The following is a 17709-nucleotide window of genomic DNA, read 5'->3' as shown; positions in this document are numbered from 1 at the left end:
CTCACGATCAGGCCTCCTCAATAACGATCGGTGCGCGGCCCGCGCGAGGCGAGGGCGGCAGTGTCTGTCCGGGCAGGGGTGGGACCGGGTAGCCGTCGGCGAAGGCGTCGAAGGGACGGTCGGCGGGTGCCTCGTCCTGCTCTTCCTCCCCACCGTCGGTGAACCACACGACGATGAGGGCAATGACGAAGATGCCGACGATGACGGCGGCGATGACCGGCAAGGAGACATGCACCCAGCTGGTCACGCCACGCAAGATGGCGACGAGCACGATCCACACCAGGGAGATGGGGATGAGGCGCTTCCAGCCCAGGGCCATGAACTGGTCGTAGCGGAAACGCATGAGGGTGGCGCGGGTCCACACCATGAGGAACATGAAGAACCACATCTTGAGGAAGAACCACAGGATGCCCCACCAGCCGCCATCCATGATCCCGAAGTAGCCCAGCGGCCAGGGTGCCCGCCAGCCACCGAAGAAGAGGGTGGTCGCAACGGCGGAGACGTTGAGCATGTTGACGTACTCGGAAAGGAAGTACCATGCGAACTTCATCGAAGAGTACTCGGTCATGTGGCCGGCCACGATTTCACCTTCCGCTTCAGGAAGGTCGAAGGGCAGACGGTTGACTTCACCGACTGCGGAGATGCAGTAGATGATGAAGGCCGGCATGAGGGCGAAGGCCCACCACACCCTCTCCTGGGAGGCAACGATCTGCGAGGTCGACATGGAGCCCGCCATGATGAACACGGACACCAGGGCCATACCCATCGACAGTTCGTAGGAGATCACCTGAGCGGAGGAGCGGATCGCGCCGTAGAGCGGCAGGGTCGAACGGGACGACCAGCCACCCAGGACGATGCCATACAGGCCAAGGGATGCCATCGCCAGGATGTAGAGGACAGCCACGGGCATGTCAGCCATCTGCAGCGGAGTGGAGTAGCCAAAGATGTTGACATTGGGGCCCAGAGGCATAACAGCGAAGATGCTGAACGCGCAGAAGGCGGCGATGACGGGTGCCAGCAGGTAGAGGAACTTGTCCGAGCGGCGCGTCCACATGTCTTCCTTGAAGAGCAGCTTCACGGCGTCGGCGATGGCCTGCAGCAAACCGAAGGGGCCGGCCACGTTCGGGCCGGGACGCGACTGCATGCGGCCCAGGCCTCGACGTTCCACCCACAAGGCGATGAGCACGTTGAGGATGAGGAAGACGATGAGGAACACTGCCTTAATCAGGGTCAGCCACCAGGTCTCCTGCGAGAAGTCCGCAACTGCGCTCTGAACTGCCATGGGGAGTTCGAAGGGAAGAGCGTTCATCGGGCCACCTCCGCTGTAGCGGTGAGGGTCACGACGGAGCCGGTGGCTCCGAGGGACGAGTGGACGAGGGAATCCTGCGAACATTCGGGCACCCACACGACACCGTCGGGCAGGTCCGCGACCTCAACAGGAAGGGTGATCGTGCCGCGCTCGCCGCTGAGGGTGACGGGCGCGTCTTCAGCGACGCCCAGGCCCTCCAGGGTTGCGGGGGACACGAAGGCCACCGAACGGCGGGCGGTGCCGGCAAGCTGAGGGGCACCGGCCTGCATGCGGCCAGCGTCCAGCATCGGCTTGTGGGTGGTGAGCAGGGCCTGACCGGGGGCGATAGCGGTGGGGGCGGGGGCCTCCACGGCCACGGGCTCAACGCGAGCGCCGGTCCAGGTCATCAGGGGGTTGACCTCGTCGTAGACGTCGGTCAGTTTCTCCAGGCCCAGGTCCACACCGAACTCGCGTGCCAGGCGCACGAGGACGTCGCGGTCGCTCAGGGAGCGGGCCGAAATGGCCTGGCCGAAGGGGCGCAGGCGGCCCTCCCAGTTAATGAAGGTGCCGTGCTTCTCCACGGCGGGCGCCACGGGGAGGACCACGTCGGCCAGCTGGGTGACAGCGGACTCGGTGACCTCGAGGGAGACGATGAACTGAGCGGTCTGCAGGCCCTTGAGGGTTGCCTCCGGGTCTGCAAGGTCGCGCACGTCAACGCCACCGACAACAAAACCGGTCACTTCACCCTTTGCTGCGCGTTCGCACTGGCCGCGGGAGCAGGAACCACGCTGCGCGGGCAGATTCGCCCAGCCCAGCGAGGCGCGGGCGGCCTCGTCATTCAGGGGACGACCAAAGGGCAGCAGGCCGGGTAGCAGGCCAGCCTCAAGGGCGGCGCGGTCGCCGGCGCGACGCGGCACCCACTGCAGGCGGGCGCCTAGGCGGTCAGCGAGTTCACCAACGGCGGTCAGCAGGCCAACAGCGCGGGCGGCGCGCTCGCCAACGAGGATGATGCCACCGCGCAGAGCCTCGGCGAGCTCGGCATTAACGCCACCTTCCGCGATGGAGCCAAGCACCTCAACCTCGGTGCCGGGCGCTGCGTGCAGCACCTGAGCGCCGAGCTTACGCGAGCCAGCGGTGGTGAAGGGCGCAACGGTGGCGACCTTCACGCTGCCAGCGAGCACGCCCTTACGCAGACGCAGGAAGAGGGAGCCGGCCTCGTCCTCGGGTTCGAGGGCCACGAGGAGCACCTGGCCACCCTTCTCCACATCCGTGTAGGTCACGCCCAGGCCCGAACCGGCGATACGGCTGGACAGGAAGGTGCGCTCCTCGGAGGAAAGGGTGCGGGAGCGGAAGTCCACGTCATCGGAATTCATGACGGTGCGCGCGAACTTCGACCACGCGTAGGCGTCCTCGAAGGTCAGGCGGCCACCGGCCATGAAGCCCACGCGGCCCTTGGCGCGAGCGGCCTTGAGGCCCTCGGCGGCGCGGTGCAAAGCGTCCGACCACGAGGTCGGCACCAGCTCGCCGTTCTCACGAACCAGGGGCTGGGTAATGCGGCCCACGTTCTGCCACTCGAAGGCGAAACGATCCTTGTCGGTGATCCACTCTTCGTTGACCTGCGGGTCATTGCCCGCCATACGGCGAACGACCTCGCCGCGGCGCACATCCACGCGGATCGCGGCACCCGAGGCGTCGTGCTCTGCCACCGAAGCGGTGGACACGAGGTCGAAGGGGCGGGCGCGGAAACGGTAGGAGGCTGCGGTGAGCGCACCCACCGGACAAATCTGGATGATATTGCCCGAGAAGTAGGAGGCGAAGGTGCGGCCCGTCTGGTCGCGGTCCGACTCGCGCATGTCACCCGAGTTCGCCGAGCCGATAATGCCAGCCTGGCCGTAGGGGCCCGAAATATCCGCCGGGGCAGCGCCGTGAGCGCCATCCTGGTGGAAGTCAAGCACCTGGGTGTCGAAGGAGCCGATCTGCTCGGCCATGAAGTAGTGGTGGTCGGTGGGAGCCGAACCGCCGCCACGCCCCTGCAGATCAATGAAGGCGTCGCCAGCGATTTCCTTCCCGAAACGCACGCAACGCTGGCACAGGATGCAGCGGTCGCGGTCGAGCAGAATGTGGCTGGTCAGGCGCAGAGGCTTGGGGTAGGCGCGCTTAGCATCAGCGAAACGCGAGGTGGCGCGCCCGTCGGTCATCGCCTGGTTCTGCAGGGGGCATTCGCCGCCCTTATCGCAGATCGGGCAATCAAGGGGGTGGTTAATGAGCAGGAACTCCATGACGCCACGCTGAGCGACGGCGGCAACCTCGGAGGTTTCCTGGGTCTTCACCACCATGCCGGGGGTGACGGTCTGCGCACACGAGGGCTGGGGCTTGGGCATGAAACGCACCTCGCCGGTGTTGCGGTCGGGCATGCCGACCTCAACGAGGCACTGGCGGCAGGCAGCCACGGGTGCCAGCAGCGGGTGGTCACAGAAACGTGGGATGCGGATGCCAGCCTCTTCGGCGGCGCGGATGACGAGCGTGCCAGCGGGGACGCTTAGCTGCACGTCATCAATGGTGACGTCCACCATGGTGGTGGGCTCAGTCATCGTGCTCCTCCTCGTGCGAAAACAGCGGAGCGCTCGTACGGGAAGAGTTCCCGGGCGGGCGTGGTCAGTCCGGCCTCGAATTCCTCACGGAACTTCTTAATGCCGCTCATCACCGGCGTTGCCGCCGCGTCACCGAGGGCACAGAAGCTGCGGCCGAAGATATTGTGGGCGATCTCGTCAAGCAGGTCGACGTCGCCAGGCAGGCCGCGACCGGCCTCCAAGCGGAGCATGATCTGCTTGAGCCAGTAGGTGCCTTCACGACAGGGCGTGCACTTACCGCAAGACTCATGCTGGTAGAACTCAATCCAGCGGGTGATGACGCGCACCACGGAGGTCGTGTCATCGAAAACCTGCAGGGCGCGGGTTGCCAGCATGGAGCCTGCAGCGCCGACGGCCTCGTAATCGAGGGGCACGTCAAGGTCTTCCTCGGTGAGCAGCGGCGTGGAAGAGCCACCCGGAGTCCAGAACTTCAGGGTGTGGCCCTCGCGGATGCCGCCAGCCATGTCAATGAGTTCACGCATGGTGATGCCGAAGGGAGCCTCGAACTGGCCGGGGTTCTTCACGTGGCCAGAGACGGAGAAGATACCGTGGCCGCGGGACTTTTCGGTGCCCATGGCCGTGTACCAGTCCACGGAGTTGGCGAAAATACCGGGAACCTGAGAGACCGACTCGACGTTATTAATCACGGTGGGTCGGGCGTACAGGCCAGCCACCGCCGGGAAGGGAGGCTTGAGGCGGGGGTGACCGCGGTAGCCTTCCAGGGAATCCAGCAGCGCGGTTTCCTCACCGCAGATGTAGGCGCCAGCACCCGCGTGGGCGGTGATCTTCAGGTCGCCGAGCAGGCCAGCGGCCGTCGCTTCCTCGATGGCGTTCATCAGGCGGCGGTAGACGTGCACGACCTCGCCACGCAGGTACACGAAAGCGTGGGTGCAGTTAATGGCGCGCGAGGTGATCGCCATGCCCTCCACGAGGATGTGGGGGTTAGCCATGATCGTGGGAATGTCCTTGCAGGTGCCCGGCTCGGACTCGTCCGCGTTAACCACGAGGTAACGCGGCATGCCGTCGTCGGGAGGCAGGAAGGACCACTTCAGGCCGGTGGGGAAGCCAGCGCCACCACGGCCGCGCAGACCCGAAGCCTTGACGGCCTCAACAATGTCAGCGGGTTCCATGGTGTTGGCCTTCTTCAGGCCCTCGTAGCCGCCGCGTGCCAGGTAGGACTCCAGGGTCCAGGAGCGGTCCTCGCCCCAGCCCTTGGTGAGGATGGGGGTGAGGGTGGAAGGTGCAGAGTAGGTGGTCATCAGGCCTGTCCTTCCTTGCTCTCGGAGCTTTCAGCGGCAGCGTCGGCTGTGTTGTCAGCGCCTTCGATGGCGACCGGTGCGGTCCACCCGTTCTTCGCAGCGATACGCACGCCCAACAGCGAGGCCTCACCAGCGGAGGGACCCTCGTGGACACGACCATCAGGGAAGCCCGCCAGGACGTGCTCGATCTCCTTGAAGGTGGCCACGGTGTCGGGGCCGCGGGTGGGGCGCACGGGGCGTCCGGCCTCAAGGTCATCAACGAGGGCGATGGCCGACTCTGGGGTCTGGTTGTCGAAGAACTCCCAGTTCACCATGACAACGGGCGCGTAGTCGCAGGCCGCATTACATTCGAGGCGTTCGAGGGTAATCTTTCCGGACTCGTTGGTCTCATCAGAACCGACACCCACGTGCTCGGACACGGCCTCCCAGATTTCATCGCCGCCCATGACGGCACACAGGGAGTTCGTGCACACACCCACCAGGTAGTCACCATTGGGGTGACGCTTGTACTGGGTGTAGAAGGTGGCCACGGCGGACACCTCGGGGCGGCTCAGACCCAGCACGTCAGCGCACAGGGCAATGCCGTCAGCGGAGACGTAGCCGTCCTCGGATTGGACGAGGTGGAGCATGGGCAGCAGTGCGCTGCGCTCGTGCCCCGTGGGGTAGCGCCCAATGATCTGGGCTGCTTCGGCGCGCAGGCGCGCCTCGACTTCTTGCGTGTAGCTCATCGGTCGACGCCTCCCAGCACCGGGTCGATGGCGGCCAGAGACACGACGACGTCGGCCAGCTGGCCGCCCTCGGTCATCATGGCCAGGGACTGAAGGTTCGCGAAGGAAGGATCGCGGAAGTGGACGCGGTAGGGGCGGGTACCACCATCGGACACGAGGTGGACGCCCATAATGCCCTTGGCGTGCTCAATGCTCTGGTAGACCTGGCCTGCAGGAACGCGGAAACCTTCGGTCACCAGCTTGAAGTGGTGGATGAGGGATTCCATCGAACGGCCCATGATCTCCGCAATGTGCTCCAGGGAATTACCCTGGCCGTCATTGCCGACCGACAGACGGGCAGGCCAAGCGATCTGCGCGTCGCCCACCATCGTGGGGGCGCCCTCGCAGGCCTCCAAGCGATCCAGAACCTGGTGGAGAATGCGCATGGACTGGTAGCACTCGTCGAAACGCACGCGGGTACGGGCGAAAGCATCCGAGGCGTTGTGCGTGCACACGTCGAACTCGTAGGTCTCGTAACCGCAGTAGGGCTGCATCTTACGCAGGTCCAAGGGCAGGCCAGCGGCGCGGGCGGTGGGGCCGGTCGCGCCCAAGGCCATCACGGCCGACAGAGGCATATAGCCCACATTGCCGAAGCGCTGGTGGAAGATGGGGTTAGCCTGGGTGAGGTCCTCAAGCTTGCCAATGGCCTTGCGAACCAGGGGCAGCTGCTCACGCACGTATTCAACGGTGCCGGCGGGAATATCCTGAGCGACACCGCCAGGGCGGATGTAGGCGTGGTTCATACGCAGGCCGGTGATGCGCTCAAAGATACGCAGGATCTCTTCACGACCCTGCAGGCCCACACCGAACATGGTGGTTGCGCCCAGCTCGTTACCGCCGGTACCGATAGCCACTAGGTGCGAGGAGATGCGGTTGAGTTCCATGAGCAGCACGCGGATGAGCGTGGCGCGCTCGGGAATGTCATCGGTGATGCCCAGCAGGCGCTCCACACCCAGGCAGTAGGCCACTTCCTGGAAGAAGGGGGCCACGTAGTCCATGCGGGTGCAGAAGGTGACGCCCTGAGTCCAGGTGCGGTACTCCATGTTCTTTTCAATACCGGTATGGAGGTAGCCGGTATCGACGCGGGTTTCACGGACCTTCTCACCATCGAGTTCGAGGATGAGGCGGAGCACGCCGTGGGTGGAGGGGTGCACGGGGCCCATATTGAGCACGATGCGTTCGCTGGAGATCTTCTCAATCTCCGCCAGGACGTCCTCCCAGTCGCCGCCCTGGGCGAGGACCTCGGGAATCTCGTCAACGTCGATCCCCAATGAGGACTGAGGCGCGTGAATACGCGTGTTGAAAGCTTGTGCGTCGCTCATCAGTTGTACGACCTCCGCGAGTCGGCGGGCGGAACTGTGGCGCCCTTGTATTCGACGGGAATACCACCCAGAGGGTAGTCCTTACGCTGCGGGTGACCGGTCCAGTCATCTGGCATGGCGGTACGGGTCAGCGCCGGGTGGCCATCAAAGACGATGCCGATCAGGTCCCAGGTTTCACGTTCCTGCCAGTCATTGGCCGGGTAGATGTCTACCACGGAAGGAATATGGGGATCTGCATCAGGGCAGGTCACTTCCAGTCGCAGCATGCGGTTGTGGGTGACAGACATCAGGGGGTAGATGGCGTGGAGTTCACGGCCCAGGTCTGCCGGGTAGTGGGCGCCATTGGTCCCCAGGCACAGTTCGAAGCGCAGGTCCTGGTCATCGCGCAGGTACTGGCAGACGCGACGGATGTGCTCGCGGGCCACGAAGATGGTCAGCTGATCGCGGTAGACCGTCACCTTTTCGATGACCTCAGCAACCTTCAGGCCGTCCTCGGTAATGAGCTCTTCGAGGATATCCACGACCGAGTCGAACCAGCCGCCGTAGGGGCGGGCGGTTTCGCCAGGCAGGGTGAAGGTTTCGACCATGCCGCCAAAACCGGTGGTGTCGCCAGCGTCCTGCACGCCAAAGGATCCCTGGCGGCGGGCGATGGTTTCAGGGTGGGCGAATCCGCGGGTGGCCTCGTGGGTGGAGGGCAGGTCGGCGGAAGCGGCCTCAGGCAGGTTTTCGCTCATGCCAGCAGTCCCTTCATCTGGTGGGTGGGGGTGGCAGCCAGCGCGGCCTGTTCGGCCTTGCGTGCGATCTCGCGACGGTGCACGCCCAGGGGCTCGTTGGCGATCTGCTCGCGCAGGGTGAGGACCGCGTGGATGAGCGCTTCGGGGCGGGGCGGGCAGCCAGGCAGGTAGACATCGACGGGCACGATGTGGTCGACGCCCTGAACGATCGCGTAGTTGTTGAACATGCCGCCCGAGGATGCGCAGGCACCCATGGAGATCACCCATTTGGGTTCAGGCATGGAGTCGTAGACGCGGCGCACGATGGGGGCCATCTTGTGCGAGAGGCGACCCGACACGATCATCAGGTCAGCGTGGCGAGGCGAGGCGCGGAAGACTTCCAGGCCAAAGCGTGCCATGTCGAAGCGGGGGGTGGCGGTGGCCATCATTTCGATGGCGCAGCAGGCAAGACCCATGGTGACGGGCCATTGGCTGTGCTTTCGCGCCAAGCCCAGCATCTTTTCGATGCTGGTCAGGGCAACGCCCGCCGGCAGGTGTTCTTCAAGTCCCATTATGTTTCCTCAGTCCTGTCCTCAGTAGTCCAGACCGCCGCGGCGCCACTCATAGATGTAGGGCACCGTGATCAGGGCGATGAAGGTGAGCATTGCGGCTAGGCCGAAGAGGCCCAGCATGTTGAAGCTCACCGCCCACGGGTACATGAAGACCACTTCGATGTCGAAGATGATGAAGGTCATGGCAACGAGGTAGTAGCGCACGGGGAAGCGGCCCTCGTCGGCATACTGGCCAGAAGGATCAACGCCACATTCATAGTTGTCGGCCTTAATTTTGCTCTTCTTGCTCGGACCCAGGATCGCCGAAGCGCCCAGGCCACCGAGTGCCAGGACCAGGGCGGCCGCAAACATAATGAGTAGCGGCCAGTAGGGATTCGTCATTGTTCCTCCCAGCGGGATCGGGTCAGGGTCAGTGGAGTGTTCGGGGGCGCGGCTTTGTGGAGCCGCTGATGTTCTCGTGCTCTAAACGCACAAAAACCCCAATGAGCGCGAGCAGCTTCAGTCAGTTTCTGCTCGGCTATTGGGGCCGTCACGGAGGTGTGAGGGTGTGCGGGGGCACACACGACGCCATCAGCGTCGATGCGATTGGCTTGCGCAGAGCGCACGAGCCTACCCGGCACAGTATTCCTCCATGACTGAACGCGCAGCCCGTCGACTGCACGAATGTTCACAAACATCGCTGGCCATCTAGCGAAGTTCCTCATGAAGATTAGCGACATTCAGGACTCGCGATGAACACAGGCAGATTCGCGCATTATTTGGCGGTTTTTCGGACTCATACACAGATCAAGAAACCCGTATTTGCGAAAGGAAATGCTTATCTTATTCAGGGCTGGGTGAGCTAGCACCCAGCCCAAACATGCCCCAACAGAGACCTTCGACCCACCTCGCGCTACCTTTACCCCTTTTTAAAGAGGCGGCGACACGCTACCTAATGACACCCAGCGCCTTCACGGTGTCCAGGCCAACAACAAGAGAGGGATTCAAGATCTACCAACACGGCCCGAGTGGGAAACATCACTATCAAAACAGCGATGGGGAAATTATCTGAGTTTTTAGACTGTTCAGCAATCGTTCACCTTGATGGGGGGAGGGGCGTTGGCGTCCGAATTTGCTTTATGCCTGGGTGGCCAGAGGGCTGCTGGCGCCCGCGTCGAGTCAGCTTGTGAGGTTTTTTCACAGGAGTGGGATGTTTTCACTACTGAGATCCAAGCAACTAACGAAGGGCTCATAAACTCTGGCATGCCTGTTTTCGCGGAAGCGTTAGGTGAATGGAGCCTCGCTTTTAGCGATTTTTCCTCAAATTTGATGGCCTACGGACTCTCATTGAGTGCGGTCGATGATCGTGTCGAGCACACCGAGCTTGATGTTGTCGATGAGTTCACCGAGCTCGCTCGCAGGCTCGGAATCAACTGAGATGGCGAATCTCACGTATTCTCGTGCCACTGTGGATGAGCTTCAACGGGCCATCACCTCCTTACGCGATCATTTGAGCTCTGAGTTCACACAGATGGACACGCAAGTAGAGATTCACATCTCCGGCTGGTCCCCGGCATCAGAATCACGTCAAGCTCAAATCCGCCAACGCAAGGAAATGCAGCAGCGTTTTGACCAACTGATGGATGCCCTCACCCAGGCCAGTGATGCCTTAGAGCGGGTCAGTGAAGCCGGGTATGCGGCTGAATCACGATGCGTTGTCTTGATGTCGGAAAGGTAGACGCTGGTGAACCGTGATTTCAGTGTGGATGCTCAGGGAATGAGCGAGCTTGTCGAGAAGATCTCCGCAGTCGAAAAGATGGTCTGGGAGCACGACATTGAAGATTTCTTACCCTCCGGCGAAGTCGGACACCCTGGTGTCGCTGAAGGTATCCGAGAGTTTTCCGCGCGATGGGAGCTGGGGATTAACAATCTGGCGGCTGATCTCGGCGAAATTGGCGGGCGCCTCGGGGGAGTTCTGCAGGCCTATGGCGAATATAACCAGTCCGCTGAAGAAGCCATGGTCGAGTTTCGCACAGCCATGCAATCACTGCAGGCCAGCGTTGGAATGCCTCGCGTGAATGAAGGGCAACGATGAACGCATCACATCGAGGTGCTCCTGATTTCACCATCGTTGGAGACGTCGCCGACCTACGTCTCTCAGCACAACAGTTGGATCGCAACTCCACCCTTTTCGGGGATATCGAACGAGCGTTGAAAGCCGTTGAGGTCACAGGATGGAGCGGCCCTGCATCTGGTATTTTCCGCGAACGCTTCCACACTGAACCTTCCCGGTGGGCAGAGGCGTCGTGGGCGTTCCGGCACGCAGCTGAGGTTTTGGATGAGTATGCCGATGTGCTTGAGCAGTGTCAGCAGGCAGCTCAAGAATGCCGCGAAAGGTACGCGCGCGGGACGGAGTTGAACGTTCAAACCGCTTGGCGTCACGTCGACACAGCGATCTTTTCTTCGCAGACCTCAGCTGCAGTTACTCGTCCTGGCGACGCTTTGAGAGAAAGTGCCCTCAGCGATTTCGCACGGATCATGTCAGATCTCAATCGGGCAGGTGATCAATGCGCCCGCGCGTTGGAGGCTGCGTGCGATCTCGCTCCCGCAGAACGTTCGTGGTTGGATGAGGCTGGTGCTTTTTTTGGTGGGGCAGCGGAAGCCTTGTTTGATCTTGGCAAATTACTCTTCTTGCCCGTTACCAACACCTTTACTTTGGGCGAGCAGCTCAGCCAATGGTGGGACGGTAAACTCACCCCTTCCGAGGTCCTTGCCCTTCAGATGCGTCCTTTCGAGCAAGCCGCTGACCTTGCAAGCGCTGCGTGGAATCGGCCCGGTGAGACTTTCATCAATGTTGTCAGTGCGGTAGCCGATGTTGAAACCTGGGCCGACGACCCAGCCCGCGCTGCTGGCCGCTTGGTGCCTGACGCAGTTATTTCAGTGCTCACTGCAGGCTCTGGAACGGTTGCCACTAGGGGTGCGTCTCTCGTGACCAAGATTGACGGTATCTACGCGGGCTTGAAAGGCACCCGTGTCCTCAATCATCTTCCTTCGCACCTTGACGATCTCCATCTTTCGTCGCCCATCAAAAACGTCAACGATCTTCCTCACACCAAGCTGATTCCCGACTCGACAAATGGCTCCGTTCACGACCTTGGGCTGAGTAGAAAGTCGTCGCCCGCATCTGCGTCGGCGCCCGGTGCTGCACCCGTATCGCTACCCGAACGCGCCTCATCACTTCCGCCCTCCGTCGGCAGCACTCACCACGCGCCCACCTCCCCACCCACGCCACAGGCGCAGGCACAGGCCGAGCCTCTTGCCGAACTCGAACGACGCCTCTACACCCGAACCCACACCTCTAATGCCCCCTCATCCGCACACACAAGCATCGACCACGACCGCCTCCTACGGCGTCTCGACCCCACCCCAGAGGTAAGCGCCCACCAGAAGGATGCTGTCTTGGAGGCTCGTAGCCCCTCCCCTGATGCAGGGAGGGATATGGAGGTATCCAGCGCGACCCACCCTGGCGATGCCAGGGCCAATGTGAGCGCTGACCCCTCCCCACATGGTTCGGATCAGCCTCGCTCTGCGCCTCCCAACACGCCGACTGAAGCAACCACCCCGAGCTCCAATGCGGTCAGCAATGCTGACTCACCCGTCGGTAGAGAGGCTGCTCCCCAAGCCGAAGCAGCTTCACTCAGGGGCGATGACGCTTCTGCCCCCACCCCCACTCGAGACGCTGACTCTTCGGGTGCTGCAGCAGGCCATGCTTCCGAGCCTGTCGGCAAGAATGACGCGGACGACAACACCGTTGTCAGCACCCATAAGGACGAAGAGGCCCCCACTCGAAGCGATGAACCAGACACGCTTGACGACGACACCAACGTAGAAACTCAGCCCAACACCGACACCGACACCGATGCTGGCGCTGACTCTGGCTCCATCGTCGATCCGAATGAAACACCTGCTGCGGACTCCACTCTCACTCCGGACGAAACTCCCACCACAGACTCCCCTTCACCCGAGGCCAAAGATGCCGAAGCGCTCGCCCCTGCGCCTAAGGCCGATGCAGACACTGCACACGCGGATGAGGTGCCAGACTCGACCACAACCACCAACGCTGACACTCCTGACCACGGCGAAATAGAAGCTAAATCCGACGCTGACTCTTCGGGTGCTGCAGTGGACCATGCTTCCGAGCCTGTCAGCAAGAATGACACGGACGACAACACCGTTGTCAGCACCCATAAGGACGAAGAGGCCCCCACTCGAAGCGATAAACCAGACACGCTTGACGACGACACCAACCTAGAAACTCAGCCCAACACCGACACCGACACCGATGCTGGCGCTGACTCTGGCTCCATCGTCGATCCGAATGAAACACCTGCTGCGGACTCCACTCTCACTCCGGACGAAACTCCCACCACAGACTCCCCTTCACCCGAGGCCAAAGATGCCGAAGCGCTCGCCCCTGCGCCTAAGGCCGATGCAGACACTGCACACGCGGATGAGGTGCCAGGCTCGACCACAACCACCAACGCTGACACTCCTGAACACGCCGAAATAGAAGCTAAATCCGACGCTGACTCTTCGGGTGCTGCAGTGGACCATGCTTCCGAGCCTGTCAGCAAGAATGACACGGACGACAACACCGTTGTCAGCACCCATAAGGACGAAGAGGCCCCCACTCGAAGCGATAAACCAGACACGCTTGACGATGACACCAACCTAGAAACTCAGCCCAACACCGACACCGATTCTGGCCTCAACCCGGATTCCATCGCTACTGGAGTCAACAAGTCACATGCAGAGTCTTCGTCTTCTTCAACTCACTCCAAGAACGATCCCGAGAACAACAGCATCCCAGACAGTCCTGGAAGGAATTCCGCCCCAGACAACTCTGTTGAGCCAGGAAAAACACACGAGCCTGATACCGACAACAGTACGGCTGCGAGTAACAAAGTAAACGACGCGGAAGCGGATGAGGCTTCAACAACTGGCAACGACGAAAAGAAGGTCAATTGGGAGCTGACGCCCGAGGTCGAGGCACGCAGGGCAGTGAGGCCAAACACCATCGACGACATATGCGCTTGTTTGACTAGGTACGACAACAGATATGACGTGGTTCTTCCTCCCCCTGAAGATGCTAGCGGCATGGATCCAACGACCCGTTCTCTCATTAAAGACATTGATGAGATCTTCGGTCGAAACGAGGATGGCTCTTTGCGTTCCTACAATGAATGGCACGCAAAGTACTCGAAATGGATCGAAGACAGCGCAGAGATTTACCACGGCGCTTATCGCGCCGAGAGCCATCTCTTCGGCAATGCCGTGCCGGAAAAGTCGGAGACCACGGGCATTGAGGGCATGGTTCACAATGGCATGACCCACCATAAGACCACCGGTATCCAAGACACTCTTCGCAGACTCTACGATCTGCCCGAAGATGGGGTGATTCGCTTCGACCGTATTGGCCATCCTTCAGGGCAGTATCTTGGCCTGATCGGTAAGGATGGGCCTGCGAGCTTTGGGGAACGTTCGCTGGCTCCCACCTCCGTCCACGGCAAATACTATGTGTATGAGCTCAATGTTGATGATCTACCTGAGGGGTGGTCAATGACCGTTGGCAAGGTCGCCCCATGGCACGGCGGTAAAGGGGGCGCTATTCAGATCCAATTCTTCGGACCTGACGCCGATGGCGTGACCCTTGTGGAGAAAAGCATCGAAGAAGTCATGCAAGCAAAAATAGTCAGGGATGTGACACCAAGATGAGCCTTTTTGATAACCTTGAGCCTTTTTGTCGTTTTGCGGCGAAGAGTTGTAGTTATTGCTTCGCCCCCAATGGGGTGACGTTTCACTGGATTGATTGGCATCTGCGGATCTGGGAAGATCGCGGCACCTTTTTCGCGGCTTCAACCAGGCGCGGTAGTGAGCCCGTCGTGGAATGCTACGGGACAGAAGAACTCGTCTGGAAGTGGGCCCTCACCCGTATTGGTGCCTACACGCGGTATTGCATGCGCTACCCCGCCATCACCCCACCCCTCACCAACGACGCTCTCCCCGCAGGGGTTCATCTAACCGGGCAAGGCCTCAAGCTCGACATCGCCCCTGGCATCCCAGCCTTCCTCAACACCGACCTAGATACTCTCGTTACGGCCTACATGTCGCCAACAGGCGGCCCACTCCGAGACCTAACAGACTTCAAGACCTGGGAAACAGACCCCATGGGGAAAGGCTTCTTCCCCAACCTCGAAACCCTCGTCAATTGGCACAAAGCTGGCCAGGGAAGACCCTGGTTAACTGACCTATGCGGCTTCGCCCTTAACGAACACAACACCCCCGTCGTTACGGACTACCTTTTTTCTGACCATCCAGAAGACAAAGAGTATTTGCTCTACGACGGCGAGAAATACTACCTTGAGAGAAGTTCGCGGGGCGGCCCACGAGTACCTCAGTTCCGCACTCCTGCGTTTGAGATTTTCGCACGATTCCTGATCCTCAGGTACGGCCGATGGGCCCGTTCCTACCTTCACCACGCTCCGCTTGAGATTCCCTGCCAACCCGATCAAATCGCACCAGGATGGGAACTCGTTGATGATGGTCTCCGACCGTTTGGCATCACTACCCCTGATGGAATACTCCTTCTGACTGCCGCCACCCCGTATAGTCGAGTGGAATTCATCCGGACCGCTCATTTGTCTCTTGAAGAACTGATTAACGCTGTCCTGGACCCCTGGGGTGGAATGCTTGCCCACTACCGCGACGAGGAGTACTGGGAAAGAGCCATGCGCCCAAGATTAAGCGGCATGAAGCCCTACTCTGACTACGATCTGAGCAGCTACGACACGTTCATCGCCTCCCACCCCTGGTACACAACAAACTAAGCAGAGACGAGGGCATCCCATGGACACTCTTGCCGACCTTGAGGGTTTTCGTCGTTTTGCGTCCTCGTGTGCCAATGTGAGAGTCACTGCTGGTGGTGTGACGTTGCACTGGCTTGATTGGTATCTGCGGATCTGGGAAGATCGCGGCACAACTTTCGTGGCTTCTGCTCGGCGCGGTAGTGAGCCCATCGTGGAATGCTACGGAAGTGAAGAACTCGTCTGGAAATGGGGCCTCACCCGTATTGGCGCCTACACGCGCTATTGCCTACGCTACCCCGCTATCACCCCACCCCTCACCAACGACGCTCTCCCCGCAGGGGTTCATCTAACCGGGCAAGGCCTCAAGCTCGACATTGCCCCAGGCATCCCCGCCTTCCTCAACACCGACCTAGATACTCTCGTTACGGCTTACATGTCACCAACAGGCGGCCCACTCCACGACCTCACAGACTTCAAGACCTGGGAAACAGACCCCATGGGGAAAGGATTCTTCCCCAACCTCGAAACCCTCGTCAATTGGCACGAACCCGGCCGTGGAAGATCAGTGTTACGTGACTTGTGTGGTTTTGCTCTTAATGAATACAACACCCCTATCGTGACGGACTGCCTTTTCTCTAACCCTCCTGAATTTGAAGAGTATTTGCGCTACGACGGCGAGAAGTACTACCTTGAGAGGACTTCGCGGGGCGGCCCGCGAGTGCCTCAGTTCTATACTCCTGCGTTTGAGATTTTCGCACGATTCCTGATCCTCAGGTACGGCCCGTGGGCCCGTTCCCACCGTCACCATGCTCCGCTTGAGATTCCCTGCCAGCCTGAGCAGATCACACCAGGATGGGAACTCGTTGATGATGGTCTCCGACCGTTTGGCATCACTACCCCTGATGGAATACTCCTTCTGACTGCCGCCACCCCGTATAGTCGAGTGGAATTCATCCGGACCGCTCACTTATCGCTTGAGGAGTTGCTCAACGCTTTCTTGGATCCGTGGGGGGGGATGCTCGCCCACTACCGTGATGAGGAGTACTGGGAAAGAGCTATATGTTCAGGCCTCAAAGGCATGAAATCCTACTCTGACTACGATCTGAGCAGCTACGACGCGTTCATCGCCTCCCACCCCTGGTACACAACAAACTAAGAACACCTACGAGGACATGCCATGAACACCCCTGATACTCTTGAGCCTTTTCGTCGTTTTGCGGCGAAGAGTTGTAATTATCGCTTTGCTTCCAATGGGGTGACGTTTCACTGGTTCGACTGGTATTACCTCGTCTGGGCCGAGAAAGGCTTGACTTTTGCGGCTTCCGCCACGCGTGGGGGTGAGCCCATCGTGGAATGCTACGGGTCAGAGGAACTCGTCTGGAAGTGGGCCCTCACCCGTATTGGCGCCTACACGCGCTATTGCATGCGCTACCCCGCCATCACCACACCCCTCACCAACGACGCTCTCCCCGCAGGGGTTCATCTAACCGGGCACGGCCTCAAGCTCGACATCGCCCCTGGCATCCCTGCTTTCCTCAACACCGACACGGACACCCTCATTAGTGCTTACATGTCACCAACAGGCGGCCCACTCCGCGACTTGGTAGACATGAAGACCTGGGAAACAGACCCCATGGGGAAAGGCTTCTTCCCCAACCTCGCAACCCTCGTCAGCAAGCACAACGCCCGCCAAGGAAGAACAGCGTCACGTGACCTATGCGGTTTTTCGCTTGATAAGCATAACAATCTTGTCGTTACGGACTATCTTTTTTCTGATCATCCAGAAGACAAGATGTATCTCTGGTACGACGGGAGAAAGTACTTTTGCGGTTCAAGTTCAAGAGGAGGGCCGCGTGGCACTAACTTTGCCACCCCAGAGTTTGAAGTATTCGCCCGCCTACTCATCCTCGAGCATGGTTGGATAGGCCGTGAATATCTCGAGTATGCACCCCTCGAGATTCCATACCAAGATGAGCAGATCGCACCAGGATGGGAGCTCATTGACAACGATGGCTTTTCTGTAGGCCTTCAGTCACCTTCGGGTCTCCTCCTTCAGATTGGCGCAGCATCCTACAAACGAGTGTGGCTAACGCACACCGCCCACCTGTCTCTTGAGGAGTTGCTTAATGCTTTCTTGGACCCTTGGGGAGGAATGCTTCACCACTACCTTGACCGTGAACACTGGGAGAGATTTATGCGCCCAAGCCTACGAGGGATGCGCTCCTACTCTGACTACGATCTGAGCAGCTACGACGCGTTCATCGCCTCCCACCCCTGGTACACAGCAAACTAAGAACACCTGCGAGGACATGC

The 17709-nt window shown here is 60.5% G+C and carries 15 protein-coding genes; 7 read left to right on the top strand and 8 right to left on the bottom strand.

Going from position 1 to position 17709, the window contains the following annotated elements; translation table 11 throughout:
• Positions 1 to 7: 7 nt before the first annotated feature.
• The 8 genes from nuoH to ndhC are packed head-to-tail and all read right to left on the bottom strand — an operon-like array spanning position 8 to position 8932.
• Entirely contained in the window at positions 8 to 1309 is a 1302-nt protein-coding gene (gene nuoH / locus HWX48_RS03080) for an NADH-quinone oxidoreductase subunit NuoH (RefSeq protein ID WP_175954570.1), read from the bottom strand.
• Positions 1306 to 3879 carry an NADH-quinone oxidoreductase subunit G gene (locus tag HWX48_RS03075; RefSeq protein WP_175954569.1) on the bottom strand — a complete coding sequence of 858 codons (2574 nt, stop codon included), beginning with the start codon at positions 3877 to 3879 and terminating at the stop codon, positions 1306 to 1308. The genes nuoH and HWX48_RS03075 overlap by 4 nt, the downstream gene beginning before the upstream one ends.
• Positions 3876 to 5177, bottom strand: a complete 1302-nt coding sequence (nuoF, locus tag HWX48_RS03070) for an NADH-quinone oxidoreductase subunit NuoF (RefSeq protein ID WP_175954567.1) — start codon at positions 5175 to 5177, stop codon at positions 3876 to 3878. Before nuoF ends, HWX48_RS03075 begins: the two co-directional genes overlap by 4 nt.
• Positions 5177 to 5905, bottom strand: coding sequence for an NADH-quinone oxidoreductase subunit NuoE (nuoE, locus tag HWX48_RS03065; RefSeq protein WP_175954565.1), 729 nt, complete (start codon positions 5903 to 5905; stop codon positions 5177 to 5179). Before nuoE ends, nuoF begins: the two co-directional genes overlap by 1 nt.
• Entirely contained in the window at positions 5902 to 7266 is a 1365-nt protein-coding gene (locus HWX48_RS03060; RefSeq protein ID WP_175954563.1) for an NADH-quinone oxidoreductase subunit D, read from the bottom strand. Before HWX48_RS03060 ends, nuoE begins: the two co-directional genes overlap by 4 nt.
• Complete coding sequence (locus HWX48_RS03055) at positions 7266 to 8000, bottom strand: NADH-quinone oxidoreductase subunit C (protein ID WP_175954561.1); 735 nt, start codon at positions 7998 to 8000, stop codon at positions 7266 to 7268. The genes HWX48_RS03060 and HWX48_RS03055 overlap by 1 nt, the downstream gene beginning before the upstream one ends.
• The gene (locus HWX48_RS03050; RefSeq protein WP_175954559.1) at positions 7997 to 8551 is read right to left on the bottom strand and encodes an NADH-quinone oxidoreductase subunit B; all 555 of its coding nucleotides are present in this window, start codon (positions 8549 to 8551) and stop codon (positions 7997 to 7999) included. Before HWX48_RS03050 ends, HWX48_RS03055 begins: the two co-directional genes overlap by 4 nt.
• A gap of 21 nt (positions 8552 to 8572) precedes the next feature.
• Positions 8573 to 8932: an NADH-quinone oxidoreductase subunit A gene (ndhC, locus tag HWX48_RS03045; RefSeq protein ID WP_175954557.1), complete on the bottom strand. Its 360-nt coding sequence runs from the start codon at positions 8930 to 8932 to the stop codon at positions 8573 to 8575.
• Between the two features lie 861 nt (positions 8933 to 9793).
• Here ndhC and HWX48_RS03040 point away from each other — a divergent pair.
• The 7 genes from HWX48_RS03040 to HWX48_RS03010 are packed head-to-tail and all read left to right on the top strand — an operon-like array spanning position 9794 to position 17689.
• Positions 9794 to 9967, top strand: coding sequence for a hypothetical protein (locus tag HWX48_RS03040; RefSeq protein WP_175954555.1), 174 nt, complete (start codon positions 9794 to 9796; stop codon positions 9965 to 9967).
• Position 9968: 1 nt separating this feature from the next.
• On the top strand, positions 9969 to 10268 hold the full coding sequence (locus HWX48_RS03035; RefSeq protein ID WP_175954553.1) for a hypothetical protein: 300 nt from the start codon (positions 9969 to 9971) through the stop codon (positions 10266 to 10268).
• A 6-nt stretch (positions 10269 to 10274) separates the two neighbouring features.
• Positions 10275 to 10625, top strand: coding sequence for a hypothetical protein (locus HWX48_RS03030; RefSeq protein WP_175954551.1), 351 nt, complete (start codon positions 10275 to 10277; stop codon positions 10623 to 10625).
• Positions 10622 to 14305 (top strand): putative T7SS-secreted protein, encoded by a 3684-nt coding sequence (locus tag HWX48_RS03025; protein ID WP_175954549.1) that lies wholly within the window; start codon positions 10622 to 10624, stop codon positions 14303 to 14305. The genes HWX48_RS03030 and HWX48_RS03025 overlap by 4 nt, the downstream gene beginning before the upstream one ends.
• Positions 14302 to 15417 (top strand): hypothetical protein, encoded by a 1116-nt coding sequence (locus HWX48_RS03020; RefSeq protein WP_175954547.1) that lies wholly within the window; start codon positions 14302 to 14304, stop codon positions 15415 to 15417. Before HWX48_RS03025 ends, HWX48_RS03020 begins: the two co-directional genes overlap by 4 nt.
• A 19-nt stretch (positions 15418 to 15436) precedes the next feature.
• Positions 15437 to 16552 carry a hypothetical protein gene (locus HWX48_RS03015; RefSeq protein WP_175954545.1) on the top strand — a complete coding sequence of 372 codons (1116 nt, stop codon included), beginning with the start codon at positions 15437 to 15439 and terminating at the stop codon, positions 16550 to 16552.
• Between the two features lie 21 nt (positions 16553 to 16573).
• The gene (locus HWX48_RS03010; RefSeq protein WP_175954543.1) at positions 16574 to 17689 is read left to right on the top strand and encodes an Imm61 family immunity protein; all 1116 of its coding nucleotides are present in this window, start codon (positions 16574 to 16576) and stop codon (positions 17687 to 17689) included.
• The last annotated feature ends 20 nt before the right edge of the window (positions 17690 to 17709 follow it).

Origin of the sequence: Schaalia sp. Marseille-Q2122, from assembly GCF_903645355.1 — a bacterium.
GTDB lineage: Bacteria > Actinomycetota > Actinomycetes > Actinomycetales > Actinomycetaceae > Pauljensenia.
This window is presented reverse-complemented; position numbering and strand designations above follow the sequence as displayed.

Bases quoted from the DNA above. Each gene is read 5' to 3' on its own strand.
- nuoH (WP_175954570.1), bottom strand. From the start codon at position 1,309: ATGAACGCTCTTCCCTTCGAACTCCCCATGGCAGTTCAGAGCGCAGTT.
- HWX48_RS03075 (WP_175954569.1), bottom strand. From the start codon at position 3,879: ATGACTGAGCCCACCACCATGGTGGACGTCACCATTGATGACGTGCAG.
- nuoF (WP_175954567.1), bottom strand. From the start codon at position 5,177: ATGACCACCTACTCTGCACCTTCCACCCTCACCCCCATCCTCACCAAG.
- nuoE (WP_175954565.1), bottom strand. From the start codon at position 5,905: ATGAGCTACACGCAAGAAGTCGAGGCGCGCCTGCGCGCCGAAGCAGCC.
- HWX48_RS03060 (WP_175954563.1), bottom strand. From the start codon at position 7,266: ATGAGCGACGCACAAGCTTTCAACACGCGTATTCACGCGCCTCAGTCC.
- HWX48_RS03055 (WP_175954561.1), bottom strand. From the start codon at position 8,000: ATGAGCGAAAACCTGCCTGAGGCCGCTTCCGCCGACCTGCCCTCCACC.
- HWX48_RS03050 (WP_175954559.1), bottom strand. From the start codon at position 8,551: ATGGGACTTGAAGAACACCTGCCGGCGGGCGTTGCCCTGACCAGCATC.
- ndhC (WP_175954557.1), bottom strand. From the start codon at position 8,932: ATGACGAATCCCTACTGGCCGCTACTCATTATGTTTGCGGCCGCCCTG.
- HWX48_RS03040 (WP_175954555.1), top strand. From the start codon at position 9,794: ATGCCTGTTTTCGCGGAAGCGTTAGGTGAATGGAGCCTCGCTTTTAGC.
- HWX48_RS03035 (WP_175954553.1), top strand. From the start codon at position 9,969: ATGGCGAATCTCACGTATTCTCGTGCCACTGTGGATGAGCTTCAACGG.
- HWX48_RS03025 (WP_175954549.1), top strand. From the start codon at position 10,622: ATGAACGCATCACATCGAGGTGCTCCTGATTTCACCATCGTTGGAGAC.
- HWX48_RS03020 (WP_175954547.1), top strand. From the start codon at position 14,302: ATGAGCCTTTTTGATAACCTTGAGCCTTTTTGTCGTTTTGCGGCGAAG.
- HWX48_RS03015 (WP_175954545.1), top strand. From the start codon at position 15,437: ATGGACACTCTTGCCGACCTTGAGGGTTTTCGTCGTTTTGCGTCCTCG.
- HWX48_RS03010 (WP_175954543.1), top strand. From the start codon at position 16,574: ATGAACACCCCTGATACTCTTGAGCCTTTTCGTCGTTTTGCGGCGAAG.